12 protein-coding genes are annotated in these 15578 nt (G+C 65.0%); 6 read left to right on the plus strand and 6 right to left on the minus strand.

Annotation, left to right across the window (positions count from 1 at the left end):
- Positions 1-4: 4 nt before the first annotated feature.
- Entirely contained in the window at positions 5-2761 is a 2757-nt protein-coding gene (locus LK542_RS03800; RefSeq protein ID WP_227810881.1) for a TonB-dependent receptor, read from the minus strand.
- 23 nt (positions 2762-2784) lie between these two features.
- The gene (locus tag LK542_RS03805) at positions 2785-3747 is read right to left on the minus strand and encodes a MurR/RpiR family transcriptional regulator (RefSeq protein WP_227810882.1); all 963 of its coding nucleotides are present in this window, start codon (positions 3745-3747) and stop codon (positions 2785-2787) included.
- Positions 3748-3944: 197 nt separating this feature from the next.
- Between LK542_RS03805 and LK542_RS03810 the strand changes: the two genes are divergently transcribed.
- From LK542_RS03810 to LK542_RS03820, 3 genes are all read left to right on the plus strand, one after another.
- On the plus strand, positions 3945-5063 hold the full coding sequence (locus tag LK542_RS03810) for a succinylglutamate desuccinylase/aspartoacylase family protein (RefSeq protein ID WP_227810883.1): 1119 nt from the start codon (positions 3945-3947) through the stop codon (positions 5061-5063).
- A gap of 25 nt (positions 5064-5088) precedes the next feature.
- Positions 5089-6465 (plus strand): YfcC family protein, encoded by a 1377-nt coding sequence (locus tag LK542_RS03815; RefSeq protein ID WP_227810884.1) that lies wholly within the window; start codon positions 5089-5091, stop codon positions 6463-6465.
- A 67-nt stretch (positions 6466-6532) separates the two neighbouring features.
- Complete coding sequence (locus LK542_RS03820) at positions 6533-6985, plus strand: DUF2214 family protein (protein ID WP_227810885.1); 453 nt, start codon at positions 6533-6535, stop codon at positions 6983-6985.
- Between the two features lie 109 nt (positions 6986-7094).
- Here the strand turns inward: LK542_RS03820 and LK542_RS03825 are convergent, their stop codons facing one another.
- A complete protein-coding gene (locus tag LK542_RS03825; RefSeq protein WP_227810886.1) occupies positions 7095-8957 on the minus strand; it encodes a phosphoenolpyruvate carboxykinase (GTP) in 1863 nt (620 codons plus the stop codon).
- A gap of 341 nt (positions 8958-9298) precedes the next feature.
- Between LK542_RS03825 and LK542_RS03830 the strand changes: the two genes are divergently transcribed.
- Positions 9299-10291, plus strand: a complete 993-nt coding sequence (locus tag LK542_RS03830; protein ID WP_227810887.1) for a D-2-hydroxyacid dehydrogenase family protein — start codon at positions 9299-9301, stop codon at positions 10289-10291.
- On the opposite strand, the gene LK542_RS03835 is transcribed toward LK542_RS03830, so the two are convergent.
- Positions 10288-11052, minus strand: a complete 765-nt coding sequence (locus tag LK542_RS03835) for an L-asparaginase (protein ID WP_227810888.1) — start codon at positions 11050-11052, stop codon at positions 10288-10290. The two genes, LK542_RS03830 and LK542_RS03835, sit on opposite strands and share 4 nt — an antisense overlap.
- A gap of 132 nt (positions 11053-11184) precedes the next feature.
- On the opposite strand from LK542_RS03835, the gene LK542_RS03840 reads away from it, so the two are divergent.
- Positions 11185-11670 (plus strand): asparaginase domain-containing protein, encoded by a 486-nt coding sequence (locus LK542_RS03840; protein ID WP_227801246.1) that lies wholly within the window; start codon positions 11185-11187, stop codon positions 11668-11670.
- Positions 11671-11752: 82 nt separating this feature from the next.
- A complete protein-coding gene (locus LK542_RS03845) occupies positions 11753-13366 on the plus strand; it encodes a catalase (protein WP_227810889.1) in 1614 nt (537 codons plus the stop codon).
- Between the two features lie 92 nt (positions 13367-13458).
- On the opposite strand, the gene LK542_RS03850 is transcribed toward LK542_RS03845, so the two are convergent.
- Together LK542_RS03850 and dinB are read right to left on the minus strand one after the other, a co-directional pair.
- Positions 13459-14355: a recombination-associated protein RdgC gene (locus LK542_RS03850; protein ID WP_227801248.1), complete on the minus strand. Its 897-nt coding sequence runs from the start codon at positions 14353-14355 to the stop codon at positions 13459-13461.
- An 89-nt stretch (positions 14356-14444) separates the two neighbouring features.
- On the minus strand, positions 14445-15536 hold the full coding sequence (gene dinB, locus LK542_RS03855; protein ID WP_374040121.1) for a DNA polymerase IV: 1092 nt from the start codon (positions 15534-15536) through the stop codon (positions 14445-14447).
- Between the last annotated feature and the right edge of the window lie 42 nt (positions 15537-15578).

Here is a 15578-nt window from a genome sequence, read left to right on the forward strand (position 1 = left end):
TCTCCTAGCGGAACGAGTAATTCACGCTGACGAAGGCGTTGCGGCCGCGCGGGTCCGTGTAGCTCGGGTCGTACCCGGCCAGGAAGAACCAGGCCTGGTTCGAGAACGGCGGATCCTTGTCGAGCAGGTTCAGCACGCCGGCGCGCAGCTTGAGCTGCTTCGTGATGGCCCAGCTGCCGGTCAGGTCCCACAGCGAATAGGCCTTCACGTGGTTCGGCGCCAGCAGGGTGTCGGTAAACGGATCGTAGGTCGTGTTCTGGTCCGTGTAGCTGGACGAATACTGGTTCGCCAGCGTCAGGGTGACCGGCCCGTTGTCCCACTCGAAGTTGATCCGGTGGCGCCACTTCTGGATCGCCTGGTCGTTCAGGAACACGCCCAGGTTGCTGCGGAAGGGCTCGGACGGGCCGAACTGGCGGTCGTACTTCAGGATGCGGGTGCCGGACAGGTTCACGCCGAACCGGCCCCATGCGCCACGTTCGCTGCGCCAGTCGGCTGCGATGTCGATGCCCGAGGTCTTCAGGCGCCCCTGGTTTTCCTTCATCAGGAGGATGTTCGAGATGAAGCCATCCTCGTCGCGCTCGATGTAGCTGCCGTTGTAGGCGGCCGGGTTCTCGATGATGACCTGCTCGCCCAGGGTGCTGATCACATCCTTCTTCTCGATGTTCCAGTAGTCGACCGAGAAGTTGGCGCGCTTGTTCATCTCGAACACGGCGCCGAGCGTGAACTGGCGCGACTTTTCCGGCTTGAGGTCGGGGTTCGAACGGCGCTCGACGTTCCACTGGTCGGTACACAGATCGATACTGCCTTCCTGCGCCACGCACTGCGGGTCGGTCAAGATGCCGGCCGAGGTGCCGAAGATGGTGGGGCGCTTCAGGTCGGACAGCGACGGCGCGCGAAAACCCGTGCCGGCCGAGGCGCGCAGCAGGACGGCCGCATTCGGCTGCCAGCGCAGGCCGATCTTCGGATTGGTCGTGGAGCCGACTTCGCTGTAGTGGTCGTAGCGCAGCGCGAACTGCATCTCCAGCTCTTTGGTGAACGGCGCGCTGATCTCGGTGAAGACCGAGCCCACTTTGCGCGTGTTGTCGGCGGTTTCGACTTCGAGCAGTTCGCCGGCCGGCACGGTGCTGTCACGGTCGCCGGCGATGTTGTTCGACTTGAGCAGCTCGGACGGCGTGAACATCTGGTGCTCGCGCCGGAATTCGCCGCCCACGGCGATGGCCAGGTCGCCACCGCCCAGCGTGGCCAGGGCGCGCGACATCTTGCCGTCGATCGAGGTCGATACGCCCTTGGCCTTGCGCGCCTCGTCGTCGATCTTGATCGAGTTGATCAGGTCCAGGCCGGCCTGGGACGAAGGCGCGAACGGGTTGACGGTGCCGTTGCGCACGGCGGCATCGAACTTGTCGAACAGGACGTAGCCGTCGAAGTAGCGGTCCACCGCGCGGTTCTCGGCGCGCGCCACGGCCAGGTCGTAGTCCCAGCCGGCCAGGTTACCGGTGGCGCCCAGCACCAGGCGCTGGCCTTCGCTGGTCACCTCGTTGCTGCGGTTGCCCGCTTCCTTCATGCGGTAGCGGATGCCGCTGAAGGTATCGGGCAGGCCGGGACCGGTAAGCGCCCGGCGATAGGCCTCGGGCAGGATGTTCACCGGCAGGTTGCGGATGCGGACCGGGTTCGGCGACAGCACGTACTTGGTCTTGGCCTCGGTCTGCACCAGTTCGGCGAACAGCTGGTTGTTCGCATCCAGCTGGAAAGTGGCGCGGCCGATGAAACCGAGCTTGCGCGAATCCGGATAGATTTCGGTGTCTTCCATGTAGTCGTAGCTGCAGCCGGCCACGCCGCCCGGGCCCTGGGCCGCATACACGGTGGCAGGGGGATTGCAGTTGGGCGCGCTCGGGTTGACCCGGCTCACCCGGCTGTTCGCAGGCAGCAGGCCGGCGGCGATCAGGGCGCTGCGCTGTGCGGCGGAGATGTCGACGTTGGCCGGGAAGGTATTGCTCGACATCTGGGCCGGCAGCGTGGTGGCCAGCTGGCGGTCGTGGATGAAGCTGCGCTGTCCGGAACGCAGGGCGTCGAGCTGCTGCACGTCGAGCACGCCCCAGACGTTGAAGCGGTCGGTTTGCAGGTCGCCGTAGCCGCCGCTGATGCTGGCGGTGCGCTTGCCGGCGCCGCCGTGCTGGGTACCGGCAGCCGACGCCGCCAGGTCGATTCCGGTGTAGTCCTTGCGCGTGATGAAGTTGATCACGCCGCCGATCGCGTCGGTGCCGTAGATCGCCGAGGCGCCGTCCTTGAGCACCTCGACGCGCTGGATGGCGCCGGCCGGGATGTTGTTCAGGTCGACGCCGGCGTTGTCGCCGGGAGAAGCGAAGTTGGCCAGGCGGCGGCCGTTCAGCAGGATCAGGGTGGACGAGACGCCGAGGCCGCGCATGTTGGCGCCGTTGAAGCCGCGCTGTCCCGAGGTCGAGTCCGAGATGCTGGGGCCGTCCGTCAGCGGCGCCGTGTTGGCGCTGATGTTCTTCACCAGTTCTGCTGCAGTGGTCACGCCCATCTTGTCGATGGTCTCGCGCGAGATCACCTCCACCGGCAGCGCCGCTTCGGTATCGAGACGCTTGATCGACGAGCCCGTGATTTCCACACGGTGGACCTTGGGCGCGTCAGGCTGCGGCGTGGCCTGGGCCCAGGCCTGCTGCGCCATCAGTCCCAGCGCCGCCACGATACTCGAGGCCAGGATGGTCGGCCGCAAACCAATCGACATGTGCTTCCTCATGCAATGCTCCTCTCGAAGATGATTCAGGATTGCTTCACGTTGCGGCGCCTGGATGCGCCCTCTTTTTTCTGGGTGCTGCTGGATCGGATCTGGTGTTCGCCATACAGGTAGGCGGCGATCGCCTCGGTGTGGCGCGCCGCCTTGGCGACGTTGGCCTTGTTGGAGGTCATCAGGGACACCGCCAGCGCTTCGATGATGGCCAGCGCCGCGCTCGCGCTGCTTGGCAGCACCGGATGGGTGCCGTGCGCGTACAGCACCTGGTGCCCCAGTTCGGCCAGCGGCGAAGCGGGAGAATCGGTGATCGAAACCACGGTAGCGCCGCTGTCGCGCGCGAAGCGGGCGAGCGAGACCGCCGCCAGCGTATAGCGCGGCAGCGAGATCACCACCAGCACGTCCTTGTCGGTGATGGTCGCCAGCTGGCTGGCCGCGACCTCGGTGCCGCCGGCCGCCGCGACTTCGACCACGTGGCGGCAGAAGGGCTGCAGGTGCATCGCCAGCGTACCGGCCAGGAAGGTGGACAGGCCGAAGCCGAGCACGTAGACGGTGCGCGCGCGGGTGAGCATGGCGCCGATGCGGTCGAGCTCCGTGCCGGACAGGGCGCGGCTGGTGGCGGTGATGCTGGCCTCGGCATAGCCCAGGCTCTCGAGCGCCGGCGAAGCGTTACGGCGCGCGATGGTGCTGCGCAGCTTCTCGACCGGCTGCAGCACCGACTGCAGGGTCTCGGCCACCGCGCTCTTCATTGCCGCGTAGTTCCTGAAACCGAGGTCGCGCGCGAAGCGGCTGATGGTCGCCGTCGACACCTCGCAGGCTTCGGCCAGCTCCTCGATCCCGAGGGCGGTCACGCGCACCTGGTTGCGCAGCAGGTAGTCGGCGATCGCCCGGTTCGAGGCCGAGCCCTCGGCCAGCATGCGCAGCAGCGACTGGCCGAGCGAAGACTCGGCGAAACCGATGTCGGGAGAGGCGTTGCGCGGCTTCGAAGGGCTCATCAAGGCGTTTTATGAGAGGTGGATGCTTTTCTTTATGACATGCAAATTTCGAAATATTTTCCAAATGTAATGCAGGTTCTATGGCAAACTCAACAGGAATCTGAAAATATTCTTTCACCGATTCACGCTGTGTAAAAAAACCGACATACCCGCCGGCCCCTCATGCAGCCCGCATGCCGGCGGATGGAGACTTGCGCATGCATATACAGACTCATCCGATCGCCAGCGAGCCCGGCCTGGCCAGTTACCAGCTCACGTCCTGCCATTACGGCAGGCCCGGCAGCGGCAGGAAGGCGTATATCCAGGCTTCCCTGCATGCGGACGAAGTGCCGGCGATGCTGGTCGCGCAGTTCGTGCGCCGCCAGCTTGACCGGCTCGAGGCCGAAGGACGCGTGCAGGGCGAGATCGTGCTGGTACCGGCCGCCAATCCGGTCGGCCTGTCGCAGCTGGTGCAGGGCACGCCCTTCGGCCGCTACGACCTCGGCACCGGCGTCAACTTCAACCGCGCCTTTCGCCACGTCGCGGAAGAACTGAAGGAGAAGCTGGCCGGGCGCCTGGGTGCGGATGCCCCCGCCAACGTCGCCCTGGTCCGCGCCGGCGCATGCGCCGCGGTGGCGCGCTGGGAGCCGCAAGACCACACCGAGGCGCTCAAGAAAACCCTCCTGTCAATGGCGATCGACGCCGACATCGTGCTCGACCTGCACTGCGACAACCAGGGTCTGCTGCACGTGTATGCCGGCACGCCGTTGGCGGACCAGGCCGCGCAGCTGTCCGCCCTTCTGGGCGCGCGCGCCCTGCTGCTGTCGAACGATTCGGGCGGCGCGCCCTTTGATGAAGCCTGCAGCCGCCTGTGGTGGGAGCTGGCCGAGCACTTCGGTCCCGATACCCCGATCCCGCCCGCCTGCGCCGCGGTCACAGTCGAACTGCGCGGCGAAATGGACGTGCGCTACGACCTGACCGAACAGGACGCCCAGGCGCTGCTGCAGTTCCTGGCGCGCGAAAGCCTGCTCGACATTCCCTTGTGCGAACTGCCGGCGCCGCAGTGCGATCCCACCCCGCTGGCCGGCGTCGAGCCGCTGCACGCGCCGCAATCGGGCGTGCTCGTGTTCCTGAAAGCGCTCGGGGACCGGGTAGCAGCGGGCGAGGCGGTGGCCGACATCGTCAATCCGGTCAGCGGCGCCACTGCTACCCTGCGCGCCGGCCAGGACGGGCTGCTGTTCGCGAGTACCGCCCACCGCCACCTGTTGCGCGGCATGCAGGTCTGCAAAATCGCGGGCGCCACGCCCTTCCGTTCCGGTTCTCTCCTGAGTCAATGAGGAATCAATGAGCATGCGCCTTCGAATGCCCAACACCTTTGTACTGCTGTTCGCCATCCTGGCGCTGATCGCGCTGGCGACCTGGTTCGTCCCCGGCGGGAAGTACGATACCCACCTGGTCGACGGCCGCCAGCTGGTCGACCCGGCGTCCTTCCACTACGTCGACAGCAATCCACAGGGCTTGGTGGCGCTGCTGAAAGCGCCGATTCGCGGCTTCGTGGAATCGGCCCAGATCATCGGCTTCGTGCTGTTCGTCGGCGGCGCTTTCGCGGTGCTGCAGCGGACCGAGGCGATCGATACCGCGATCCGCTCGATCGCGCGCGCCCATACGCGCTCGCAGCTGGTGCGCACGCTCCTGATCCCCGTGTTCGTCACCCTGTTCTCGCTGGGCGGCGCCACCTTCGGCATGAACGAGGAGGTGATTCCCTTCATCCTGATCTTCGTGCCGCTGGCGCTGGCGCTGGGCTACGACACCGTGACCGGCGTCTCGATCCCTTTCCTGGGCTCGCAGGTCGGCTTCGGCGCGGCCTTCCTGAACCCCTTCAACGTCGGCATCGCCCAGGGCATCGCGGGCGTGCCGGTGTTCTCGGGGATGGGTTACCGCCTGGTGGTGTGGGCCTCGGCCACCCTGGTGACGGTGCTGTTCCTGATGTGGTACGCGGCGCGGGTCAAGCGCAATCCGGCGCTCAGCCCGACCTATGTGCTGGACCAGACCAGGCGCCAGGAACTGCCGGACCTGTCCGCCCACGAGCACGAGCGCATGACGGGCCGCCACGGGGCAGTGCTGGCGATCTTCGCGCTGACGCTGGGCGCGATGGTGGTGGGCGTGGTGCAGTACGGCTGGTTCATCGACGAGATCGCGGCCCTGTTCCTGGCGATGGCGATCGTGGTCGGCTTGGTCGGGCGCCTGGGCGCCGACGACTGGGTGGCTTCCTTCATGCAAGGCGTCAAAGACCTGGCGCCGACGGCGCTGGTGATCGCGATCGCGCGCGCCACCATGGTGATCGCACGCGACGCCCACATCATCGACACCATGCTGCACGAACTCATGCCGCTGGTGCAGTCCAGCCATCCGGTGTTCGCGGCCCAGAAGATGTACCTGATCCAGTCGGTGATCAACTTCTTCATCCACTCGGGCAGCGGCCAGGCCGCGCTGACGATGCCGATCATGGCGCCGTTGGCCGACCTGGTGGGCGTGTCGCGCCAGACCGCCATCCTCGCCTTCCAGCTGGGCGAGCTGTCGACGCCGATGATCCCGACCTCCGGCATCACCGTAGGCGTTCTGGCGCTGGCGCGCATTCCCTGGCTGACCTGGGCCAAGTGGATGATCCCGCTGCAGCTGATCTACCTGGTGCTGTCCCTGCTGCTCCTGGTGCCGCCCTGCCTGATGAACTGGCAGTGAGCGTTGTCTTGACAGCGCGGCGCGGACGCGACACATTGGAGACCCGCAACTCGTCCATTGCGCAGCCATGATCGATTTCTTTGTCGCGAGCGTCCACCACCTGATCGTGTTCGGCATCGCGGCCGTGCTGGCCGCCGAACTGGCGCTGATGCGTCCCGCGGCGATGTCGCCGCACACGGTGCGGCTGCTGGGCCGCTTCGATGCCGCCTATGGCCTGCTGGCGATTGCCATCCTGGTCGTCGGCTTCGGCCGCGTCTGGCACGGCGCCAAGGGGGCGGATTATTATATGGACAATCCGATGTTCTGGGCCAAGATCGCCGCCTTCGGCGTGGTGGGCATCCTGTCGATCCGCCCGACCCTGCGCATCGCGGCCTGGCAGAAGCTGCTCAAGGCCGATGCCGCCTTCGTGCCGTCACTGGAAGACATCAACGGGCTGCGCCGCATCCTGCTGCTCGAGATCCACGTGTTCGCGCTAATCCCGATCTTTGCAGCGGCCATGGCGCGCGGCATCGGCTACTAGCCGACCGTAGGGTGGGCGGCTCCACCGCATGGTTCGAATAATCAAAAAAGGGACAAGCCGATGACCTGTCCCTCCTTTTGTGAGGCGGCCTGCGCCGCCATCATTTTCCTTACGCGCCCAGGCGCTGCTCGAGCTTCTGCTTGGTGTCCACCAGCTCTTGCGGCAGGCGGTAGGCCAGCTTGTCGAACAGTTCGCTGTGCAGCTTCAGTTCCTCGTTCCAGGCATCCTTGTCGATCGAGGTGATCTGGGTGAACTGCTGCTCGGTGAACTCCACGCCTTCCCAGTTCAAGTCGCCGTAGTTCGGCGAGGTGCCGAACATGTGCTGCTGGCCTGCCGGCGCGCTGCCGTCGGCGCGGTCCAGCACCCACTTCAGCACGCGCATGTTGTCGCCGTAGCCCGGCCACACGAAGCCGCCGTCTTCGCCGGTACGGAACCAGTTGACGCAGAAGATTTTCGGCGCGGTGCCCTGGGCTTCCACTTTCTTGCCCAGGTTCAGCCAGTGCTGGAAGTAGTCGCTCATGTTGTAGCCGATGAAGGGCAGCATCGCGAACGGGTCGCGGCGCACGATGCCCATCTGGCCGGCGGCGGCGGCGGTGGTTTCCGAGCCCATGGTGGCGGCCATGTACACGCCTTCCACCCAGTTGTTGGCTTCGGTGACCAGCGGCACGGTGGTCGAACGGCGGCCGCCGAAGATGAAGGCCGAGATCGGCACGCCGGCGGGATCGTCCCAGGCGGCGTCGATCACCGGGTTCTGGGTCGCGGCGACGGTGAAGCGCGCGTTCGGGTGGGCGGCCTTGGTGCCGGACGCCGGGGTCCAGTCCTTGCCCTGCCAGTCGATCAGGTGATCAGGCGCCTGCTTGGTCATGCCTTCCCACCACACGTCGCCATCGTCGGTCAGCGCCACGTTGGTGAAGATGACGTTCTCGCGCAGCGAAGCCATGCAGTTCGGGTTGGTCTTGTCGTTGGTGCCCGGGGCCACGCCGAAGTAGCCGGCTTCCGGGTTGATGGCGTACAGCTTGCCGTCGGCGCCCGGCTTGATCCAGGCGATGTCGTCGCCGATGGTGGTCACTTTCCAGCCGTCGAAGGCCTTCGGCGGGATCAGCATCGCGAAGTTGGTCTTGCCGCAGGCCGACGGGAAGGCGGCGGCCACGTATTTCTTGTCACCCTTGGGCGATTCGACGCCCAGGATCAGCATGTGTTCGGCCAGCCAGCCGGTGCCGCCCTGCTGCGCTTCCTGGTAGCCCATGTTGGAAGCGATGCGCAGCGCGAAGCACTTCTTGCCCAGCAGCGCGTTGCCGCCGTAGCCCGAACCGAAGGACCAGATCTCGCGGGTTTCCGGGTAGTGGACGATGTACTTGGTGGGGTTGCACGGCCACGGCACGTCCTTCTGGCCCGAGGACAGCGGCATGCCGACGGTGTGCACGCAGGGCACGAAGTCGCCGTCGGTACCGAGCACGTCGAACACGGCCTTGCCCATGCGCGTCATGATGCGCATGTTGACGGCGACGTAGGGCGAGTCGGACAGCTCGACGCCGATGTGGGCAATCGGCGAGCCCAGCGGACCCATCGAGAACGGCACCACGTACAGGACGCGGCCGGCCATGCAGCCGTCGAACAGGCCGTTCAGGGTGCGGCGCATTTCGGCCGGGTCCATCCAGTTGTTGGTGGGGCCGGCCTGCTCCTTGGTTTCCGAGCAGATATAGGTGCGGTCTTCGACACGGGCGACGTCCGACGGATCGGACCAGGCCAGATAGGAATTCGGACGTTTTGCCGGGTTCAGCTTCTTCATCGTACCGGCTTCGACCATCTGCGCGCACAGGCGGTCGTACTCTTCTTCGGAACCGTCGCACCAATAGATGCTGTCAGGCTTCGTCAGGGCGGCGATCTCCGCGACCCAATTGATGAGCTTCTGGTGTTTGACGTGAGCTGGAACGTTCAGTGCGGCGACGCCGCCCATCACGGGCTGGTTCATAGATACCTCCAATGCCAATTAAGAATACTGTCTGTCCCGGCACGGCAGGATCCATCCGTCTGGCCGTGCCTTAGAATGGCGTGTCGCCCCAGCGGGACGCGGCGTTTACGGCGATCATGTCGACAGTCTCTTAAGAGAGACCTGGAACGGTGCTGCTGGGTCCGATAGAAGCGTGTCAAACCCTTAATAATTGGCCGATTGTACACCCGGAAAACCGCGATTCGTGCTCAGCTACTACAAAAAAGTAGCAGAAAATGCCCGAGTAATGTAGTAGGCTATTCGGCGTCTTTTTGGAACCTGTTATTTCGCTACGCGATCAACGTTTATTGGTAGAAACTCTTATGCGAATAGCTGTTTTGGACGATTACCAGGACGCCGTACGCGGCCTTTCCTGCTTCCGTTTGCTCGACGGTCACGAAGTCAAGGTGTTTACCCATTCCGCACGTGGGATGGGCCAGCTGGCTGCGCGGCTGGCGCCGTTCGACGCGCTGGTGCTGATCCGCGAACGCACCGCCTTCCCCGCCGCCCTGCTCGCGCGCCTGCCCAACCTGAAGCTGATTTCGCAGACCGGCAAGGTCAGCGGCCACATCGATGTCGAGGCGGCCACCGAACACGGCATCGCCATCGCCGAAGGTATCGGTTCGCCGGTGGCGCCCTCGGAACTGACCTGGGCCCTGATCATGGCCGCCAGCCGCAAGATCGTGCCGTATGCGAACAACCTGAAGGATGGCTTGTGGCAGACCGCTTCGTCTAATCCAGTGCTCAACGGCCTCGGCCGTTCGCTGCGCGGACGCACGCTGGCGATCTGGGGCTACGGCAAGATCGGGCGCCTGGTGGCCGGCTATGCGCGGGCCTTCGGCATGCGTATGCTGGTATGGGGCAGCGAAGGCAGCCGCCAGGCTGCAATCGCCGATGGCTTCGAGGCGGCGGCCTCGCGCGAAGCGCTGTTCGCGCAGGCGGACGTGCTCACGCTGCACCTGCGCCTGGCGGAAGAGACGCGCGGCATCGTGAAGGCGGACGATTTTGCGCGCATGAAGCCGGATGCGCTGTTCGTGAATACAAGCCGGGCCGAACTGGTGGACGAAGGCGCGCTGGAGCAGGCCCTGCGCGCGGGACGGCCGGGTTATGCGGCGCTGGATGTGTTCACCAATGAACCGCTCCGGCCCGATTCACCGCTGCTGCGCATCCCGACGGTGCTGGCGACGCCGCACCTGGGCTATGTGGAGCAGGACAGCTACGAGATTTATTTCCAGACGGCGTTCGAGAACGTGGTGCGCTTCGCGGCGGGAACGCCGGACAACATCCTGAACCCGGAAGCGCTCGGAAAGCGCTAGCTTTCCTGCTTCAGCTCGGGCAGGCCGCTGAAGCTGGGCTTACGCACCGGCATCACATGGGTGCCGGTCCACAGCCCCGCCCAGCCCGGCGGCCAGCCGATCGCCGGCCCGGAATACGGCTGCAATCCTGCCCGCACCGGCACTACCGGCACCGGCGGCGCCTCGACCAGGCCGCCGCCCGTCGGACGCTCCATGTTGAGGCTGTACATATAGCCCGGCAACAGCAGATCGCAGACCTGGGCAAACCAGGCCGTGTGGTCTTCGTCGCGGCCCAGCGCCTGCGCCAGGCCCTGCGGGTCGAACTTCGCCAGCGCGTGGATCAGCTCGTCCGTGCTCGCGCCCGGCGTATCGCCCCAGCCCATCACGGGATTGTTGTTGTAGTCCGCGCCCGAGCCATACCAGCCTTCGCGCCAGGTGCGCTGCATCCAGGTGCGCGGACCAGTGAACAGGTGCCAGCGCCAGTGCAGGCCGGAGGGTTTGGGCCAGGAATACAGGTAGAGCTTCTGGTAGCCCGCCTTGTGCAGCTCGCGCACCACGGCCATCAGGCGCGCGTGCGGCATGCGGTCCGGTGGCGTGCGGCGGAACAGGATCGGCTCGCCATCGGCGTGCTGCACCTCGTCGCTCGACAGGTTGAGGTCGAGGGTGCGCTGCTCGTTGCCGAAGCGCGCCGAGATCCACCCGGTCAGCAGGTTGACGTGGGTGATCACGCCATAGCCTCGATGGCGGTGGAAGATGACGGTGCCTGGTGCGACGGCTTTCATGGGAACAAGTGAAGAAGAGAAAGGGAGTAGTCTACTCATCCGATCCGAACGATTCTAGCGCAGTCACATACAGATACACTACCGTTTGCGGCTATCATTACCCACCTTTTTTCTGCACGTGGACAAACCAACATGACTTTGCGAATCATCGCTACCGGCGGCACTTTCGACAAACACTACAATGAACTCAATGGCGTACTCGGCTTTGCGGAAAGCCACCTGCCGGCCGTGATCGCGCGCTCGCGCATGACGATTCCCGTCGAGCTCGAAGTGCTGCCGCTGCTCGACTCGCTCGACATGCAGGACCCGGACCGCCAGCGCGTACTCGCTTCCTGCCAGGCAGCAAAAGAGAAGGCCATCGTCATCATCCACGGCACCGACACCATGCGCGAAACCGCGGCCGTGCTGGGGGCAGCAGAGCTCGGCCAGACCATCGTGCTGACCGGCGCCATGATCCCCTACGAGATCGCCAACTCGGACGCGCTGTTCAACCTGGGCTTTGCCTGCGGCGTCGCGCAAACGCTGCCGGCGGGCGTCTACGTCGCCATGAATGGGCAGGTGTTCCCGTGGGATAACGTCACCAAGAACCGCAGCGCCGGCGTGTTCCAGCAGCTGTAATTTCTCGCGGGCAGGCGCGCGCTGCCCGTGTGCTCGCCTCCCTATACTGCCCTCTCAATCGAATCCGTATGAGGAGAGAGCAATGAACGAGCAGCGTCCCTTCCTGACCACGCGCCAGGGCCACCCGGTCCGCGACAACCAGTCGCTGCGCTCGGTGGGCGAGCGTGGTCCGGCCACGCTCGAGAATTACCAGTTCATCGAAAAGATCACCCACTTCGACCGCGAGCGCATCCCGGAACGGGTGGTGCACGCGCGCGGCACCGGCGCCCATGGCTACTTCGAGCCCTACGGCACCATCGGCGGCGAACCGGCCAGCAAATACACCCGCGCCCGCGTGCTCAACGAGGTGGGAGTACAGACCCCGATCTTCGTGCGCTTCTCGACCGTGATCGGCGCCAAGGAGTCGCCCGAGACCGCGCGTGACCCGCGCGGCTTCGCGATCAAGTTCAAGACCGTCGACGGCAACTGGGACCTGGTGGGCAACAATCTGAAAGTCTTCTTCATCCGCGACGCGATCAAGTTCCCGGACATGATCCACGCCTTCAAGCCGGACCCGGTGACGAACCAGCAGGAACCCTGGCGCTTCTACGACTTCATCTGCAGCCATCCGGAAGCCCTGCACATGGTCACCTGGGTCAAGAGCCCGTGGGGCATCCCGGCCACCTACCGCGAGATGGAAGGCTCGGGTGTGAACACCTATAAACTGGTCAACGACCAGGGCGTGGCCCATCTGGTGAAATTCCACTTCGAGCCGAAACAGGGCGTGCGCAACCTCACCAGCCAGCAGGCTGCCGAGATCCAGGCCCAGGACACCAGCCACGCCACGCGCGACCTGTATGAGGCGATCGAACGCGGCGAGTTCCCGGAATGGGAATTCTGCGTGCAGATCATGAGCGACGGCGAGCATCCGGAACTCGACTTCGACCCGCTGGACGACACCAAGCGCTGGCCGGAAGACCAGTTCCCGCTGCTGCCGGTGGGCCGCATCGTGCTCAACAAGAACCCGGACAACGTGTTTGCAGAAACCGAGCAGTCCGCCTTCGGCACCGGGGTGCTGGTGGACGGCATCGACTTCTCGGACGACAAGATGCTGCAGGGCCGCACCCTCTCCTATTCCGACACCCAGCGCTACCGCGTAGGCCCGAACTACCTGCAGCTGCCGATCAACCAGCCGCAGCAGGGCGCCACGGCGCGCACCAACCAGCGTGACGGCCAGATGACCTTCTACGTAGACGGCCGCGGCGAGGACAAGCACATCAACTACGAGCCGAGCCTGATGGGCGGCTACAGCGAAGCGCCGAAGCCGGAAAAGGAATACAACCAGTGGGTCGAGGGCCACCTGGGCCGCTACCAGACCACCCGCACGATGGACGACTACGCCCAGGCCGGCACCCGCTACCGGACCTTCGAGGACTGGGAGCGCGACGACCTGGTGAACAACGTAGGCGGCGACCTGAAGAAATGCCCGGAACCGATCCAGCTGCGCATGGTGTGGCACCTGTGGCACTGCGACGAGGACTACGGCCGCCGTGTGGCGGAAGTAGCCGGCATCGACCTGGAAAAGGCAAAGGCCCTGGATCCGCTACCGGGCAAGCCGGCGCCGCATCAGAACCGGCAGGGGCCGACTTACTCGAGCGGCAAGCCGGAACAGGGGGATGAGCCGTCGACCAGCGAGGAGATGGCGGGGGCGAAGTGAGTTGACCGCGTGGGCGGAGAATCCGCCCACCCTACGGGCAATGATGTTCGTAGGGTGGGCGACTCTCTCGCCCACGCGGTGATAGTTGGCGCTTAAGCCTTCGCTTCGCCGCCCAGCGCCTCGACGACGTCCGCCAGCAGCTTGGCCAGCTCGCCCGTCATCAGCGTGATGTCGTTGTCGAAACGCTCGTCGTCGCTGTAGGTGACTGCTTCGCCTTCCTTGATCACGTCCAGCGGCTTGATGCTCTTGATCGCCAGCGACTCGGTCAGCACGAAGCTGATGCGCTCGTTCCAGGTCATGGCCAGGCGGGTGCACTGCTTGCCGGCCGCGATGTGGCGGCGGATGTCGTCCGGTTCCAGGGTGTGCTTCACGTAGCGCACGGCGGCGCGGCTTTCGCCGGTGGCGCGCAGTTCGGTGTCCTGGTCGATGGTGAAGCCATACGGCGCCTCATCGGCTTCCAGCCAGCCGGTCATCACGGCCACCGGCGATTTTTGCACGCGCAGCGATTCCAGCGGCATGCGGTCCACGGCCTTGAGCAGCATCTTGATGACGTCGTCCGCCTTGGCCGGGCTGGCGGCATCGACCACCAGCCAGCCGTTGACCGGGTCGATCCAGACCCAGACGTTGCTGCGGATCGAGAAGGCGCGCGGCAGCAGTTCGTCGGCCACGCGTTCCTTCAGGTCTTTCATCGCCTTCTTGCCCGGCGGGAAGCCCTGCTGTTCTTCCAGCTCGGCGGCCTTGGCCTTGGCGACCTGGTTGATGACCGAGCTCGGCAGCAACTTCTTCTCGTTGCCCAGCATCATCAGCATCTGCTTGTTGACGACGTGTACCAGCTTGCCGTTGCCGCGTGGCGAATCCCAGCCCTGGCGCAGCAGTTCATTGCTGCTGGCGGGCGTGAAGGCCTGCGACTGCAGTGCTTCTTCCATTTGTTCCGGGTTGAATGCCCAGGGAGCGGGCAGGCGATAAATCTGGAGATTCTTGAACCACATACGCTTGTTATCCGATTGTTTTCAAAATTCTGGGGAACGACATTCTACGCTGCCGCATGGAAATTTCGACCGGCAGATGGGGGAAAAAGTTAACTTGTTGTCGAGTCGCCAACGACCTCGACGATCGCCGGCGGCATCGTGTCGTCGAACAGGCGCAGCTGTTCCACGGTCTCGGTATCGCCCAGGCGCACGCCCACGCCCAGCAGGCGCACCGGGCGGCTGTGGCGCGCCCAGCCGGTCTCCATCAGGCGCGCATAGGTCGGAATATGTGGCGCATAGCCAACACACTCGACTGTCGTCTGCTGGAAGTTCGAGAACTTGATCTTCACGAAGAGCTTGTGGATGAACTTTTCGGCGCCGTTGCGCTTGATGCGGCCGAGCAGGTGCTCAACCAGGTCGGGCAGCAGCCGCAGGCAGGCGTCCAGGTCCGGCACGTCCGGCGTATAGGTTTCTTCCGTGCTGATCGACTTGCGCTCGCGCGAGGTATTCACTTCGCGTTCGTCGATGCCGCGGCACAGCTTGTACAGGCGGTAGCCGAAGCTGCCGAAGTGTTCCGTCAGCCGCTCGATGCTCCAGTTGCGCATGTCGCCACAGGTCTGCAGGCCGAGCCGGTGCATCTTCTCGGCCGTCACCTTGCCCACGCCATACAGCTTCTTCACCGGCAGCGCGGCAACGAAGGCGTCCACCTCCTCCGGGCGCACCAGGAACAGGCCGTCCGGCTTGTTCCAGTCGCTGGCGATCTTGGCCACGAACTTGTTGGGCGCCACGCCGGCCGAGGCGGTGATGCCGACGGTGTCGAAGATGCGCTGCCGGATCTCCTGGGCGATCAGGGTGGCGCTGCCTTTGCAGTGCGGCGAATCGGTGACGTCGAGATAGGCTTCGTCGAGCGAGAGCGGCTCTACCAGCTCGGTGTAATCCTGGTAGATGTCCATGATCTGGCGTGAAGCGATGCGGTATTTCTCCATCGCCGGCGGGATCACCAGCAGCTGCGGGCACAGCTTCATGGCCTGGGCGGTGGCCATGGCCGAATGGATGCCGTAGCGGCGCGCCTCGTAGTTGCAGGTGGCAATTACGCCGCGCTGGTCGGGACGGCCGCCGACCGCGAGCGGACGCCCGCGCAGCGAGGGATCGTCGCGCATTTCGACCGACGCATAGAAGCAGTCGCAATCGCAGTGGATGATTTTACGAAGGGGGGCGTTCACGTAACGGCGGAGCCGACTACT

The sequence above is a fragment of the Massilia sp. IC2-477 genome (assembly GCF_020707265.1).
In the GTDB taxonomy this organism is placed as follows: domain Bacteria; phylum Pseudomonadota; class Gammaproteobacteria; order Burkholderiales; family Burkholderiaceae_D; genus Telluria.

Bases quoted from the DNA above. Each gene is read 5' to 3' on its own strand.
- LK542_RS03845 (WP_227810889.1), top strand. From the start codon at position 11,753: ATGAACGAGCAGCGTCCCTTCCTGACCACGCGCCAGGGCCACCCGGTC.
- LK542_RS03835 (WP_227810888.1), bottom strand. From the start codon at position 11,052: ATGAAAGCCGTCGCACCAGGCACCGTCATCTTCCACCGCCATCGAGGC.
- LK542_RS03850 (WP_227801248.1), bottom strand. From the start codon at position 14,355: ATGTGGTTCAAGAATCTCCAGATTTATCGCCTGCCCGCTCCCTGGGCA.
- LK542_RS03825 (WP_227810886.1), bottom strand. From the start codon at position 8,957: ATGAACCAGCCCGTGATGGGCGGCGTCGCCGCACTGAACGTTCCAGCT.
- LK542_RS03805 (WP_227810882.1), bottom strand. From the start codon at position 3,747: ATGAGCCCTTCGAAGCCGCGCAACGCCTCTCCCGACATCGGTTTCGCC.
- LK542_RS03815 (WP_227810884.1), top strand. From the start codon at position 5,089: ATGCCCAACACCTTTGTACTGCTGTTCGCCATCCTGGCGCTGATCGCG.
- LK542_RS03810 (WP_227810883.1), top strand. From the start codon at position 3,945: ATGCATATACAGACTCATCCGATCGCCAGCGAGCCCGGCCTGGCCAGT.
- LK542_RS03830 (WP_227810887.1), top strand. From the start codon at position 9,299: ATGCGAATAGCTGTTTTGGACGATTACCAGGACGCCGTACGCGGCCTT.
- LK542_RS03800 (WP_227810881.1), bottom strand. From the start codon at position 2,761: ATGAGGAAGCACATGTCGATTGGTTTGCGGCCGACCATCCTGGCCTCG.
- LK542_RS03820 (WP_227810885.1), top strand. From the start codon at position 6,533: ATGATCGATTTCTTTGTCGCGAGCGTCCACCACCTGATCGTGTTCGGC.
- LK542_RS03840 (WP_227801246.1), top strand. From the start codon at position 11,185: ATGACTTTGCGAATCATCGCTACCGGCGGCACTTTCGACAAACACTAC.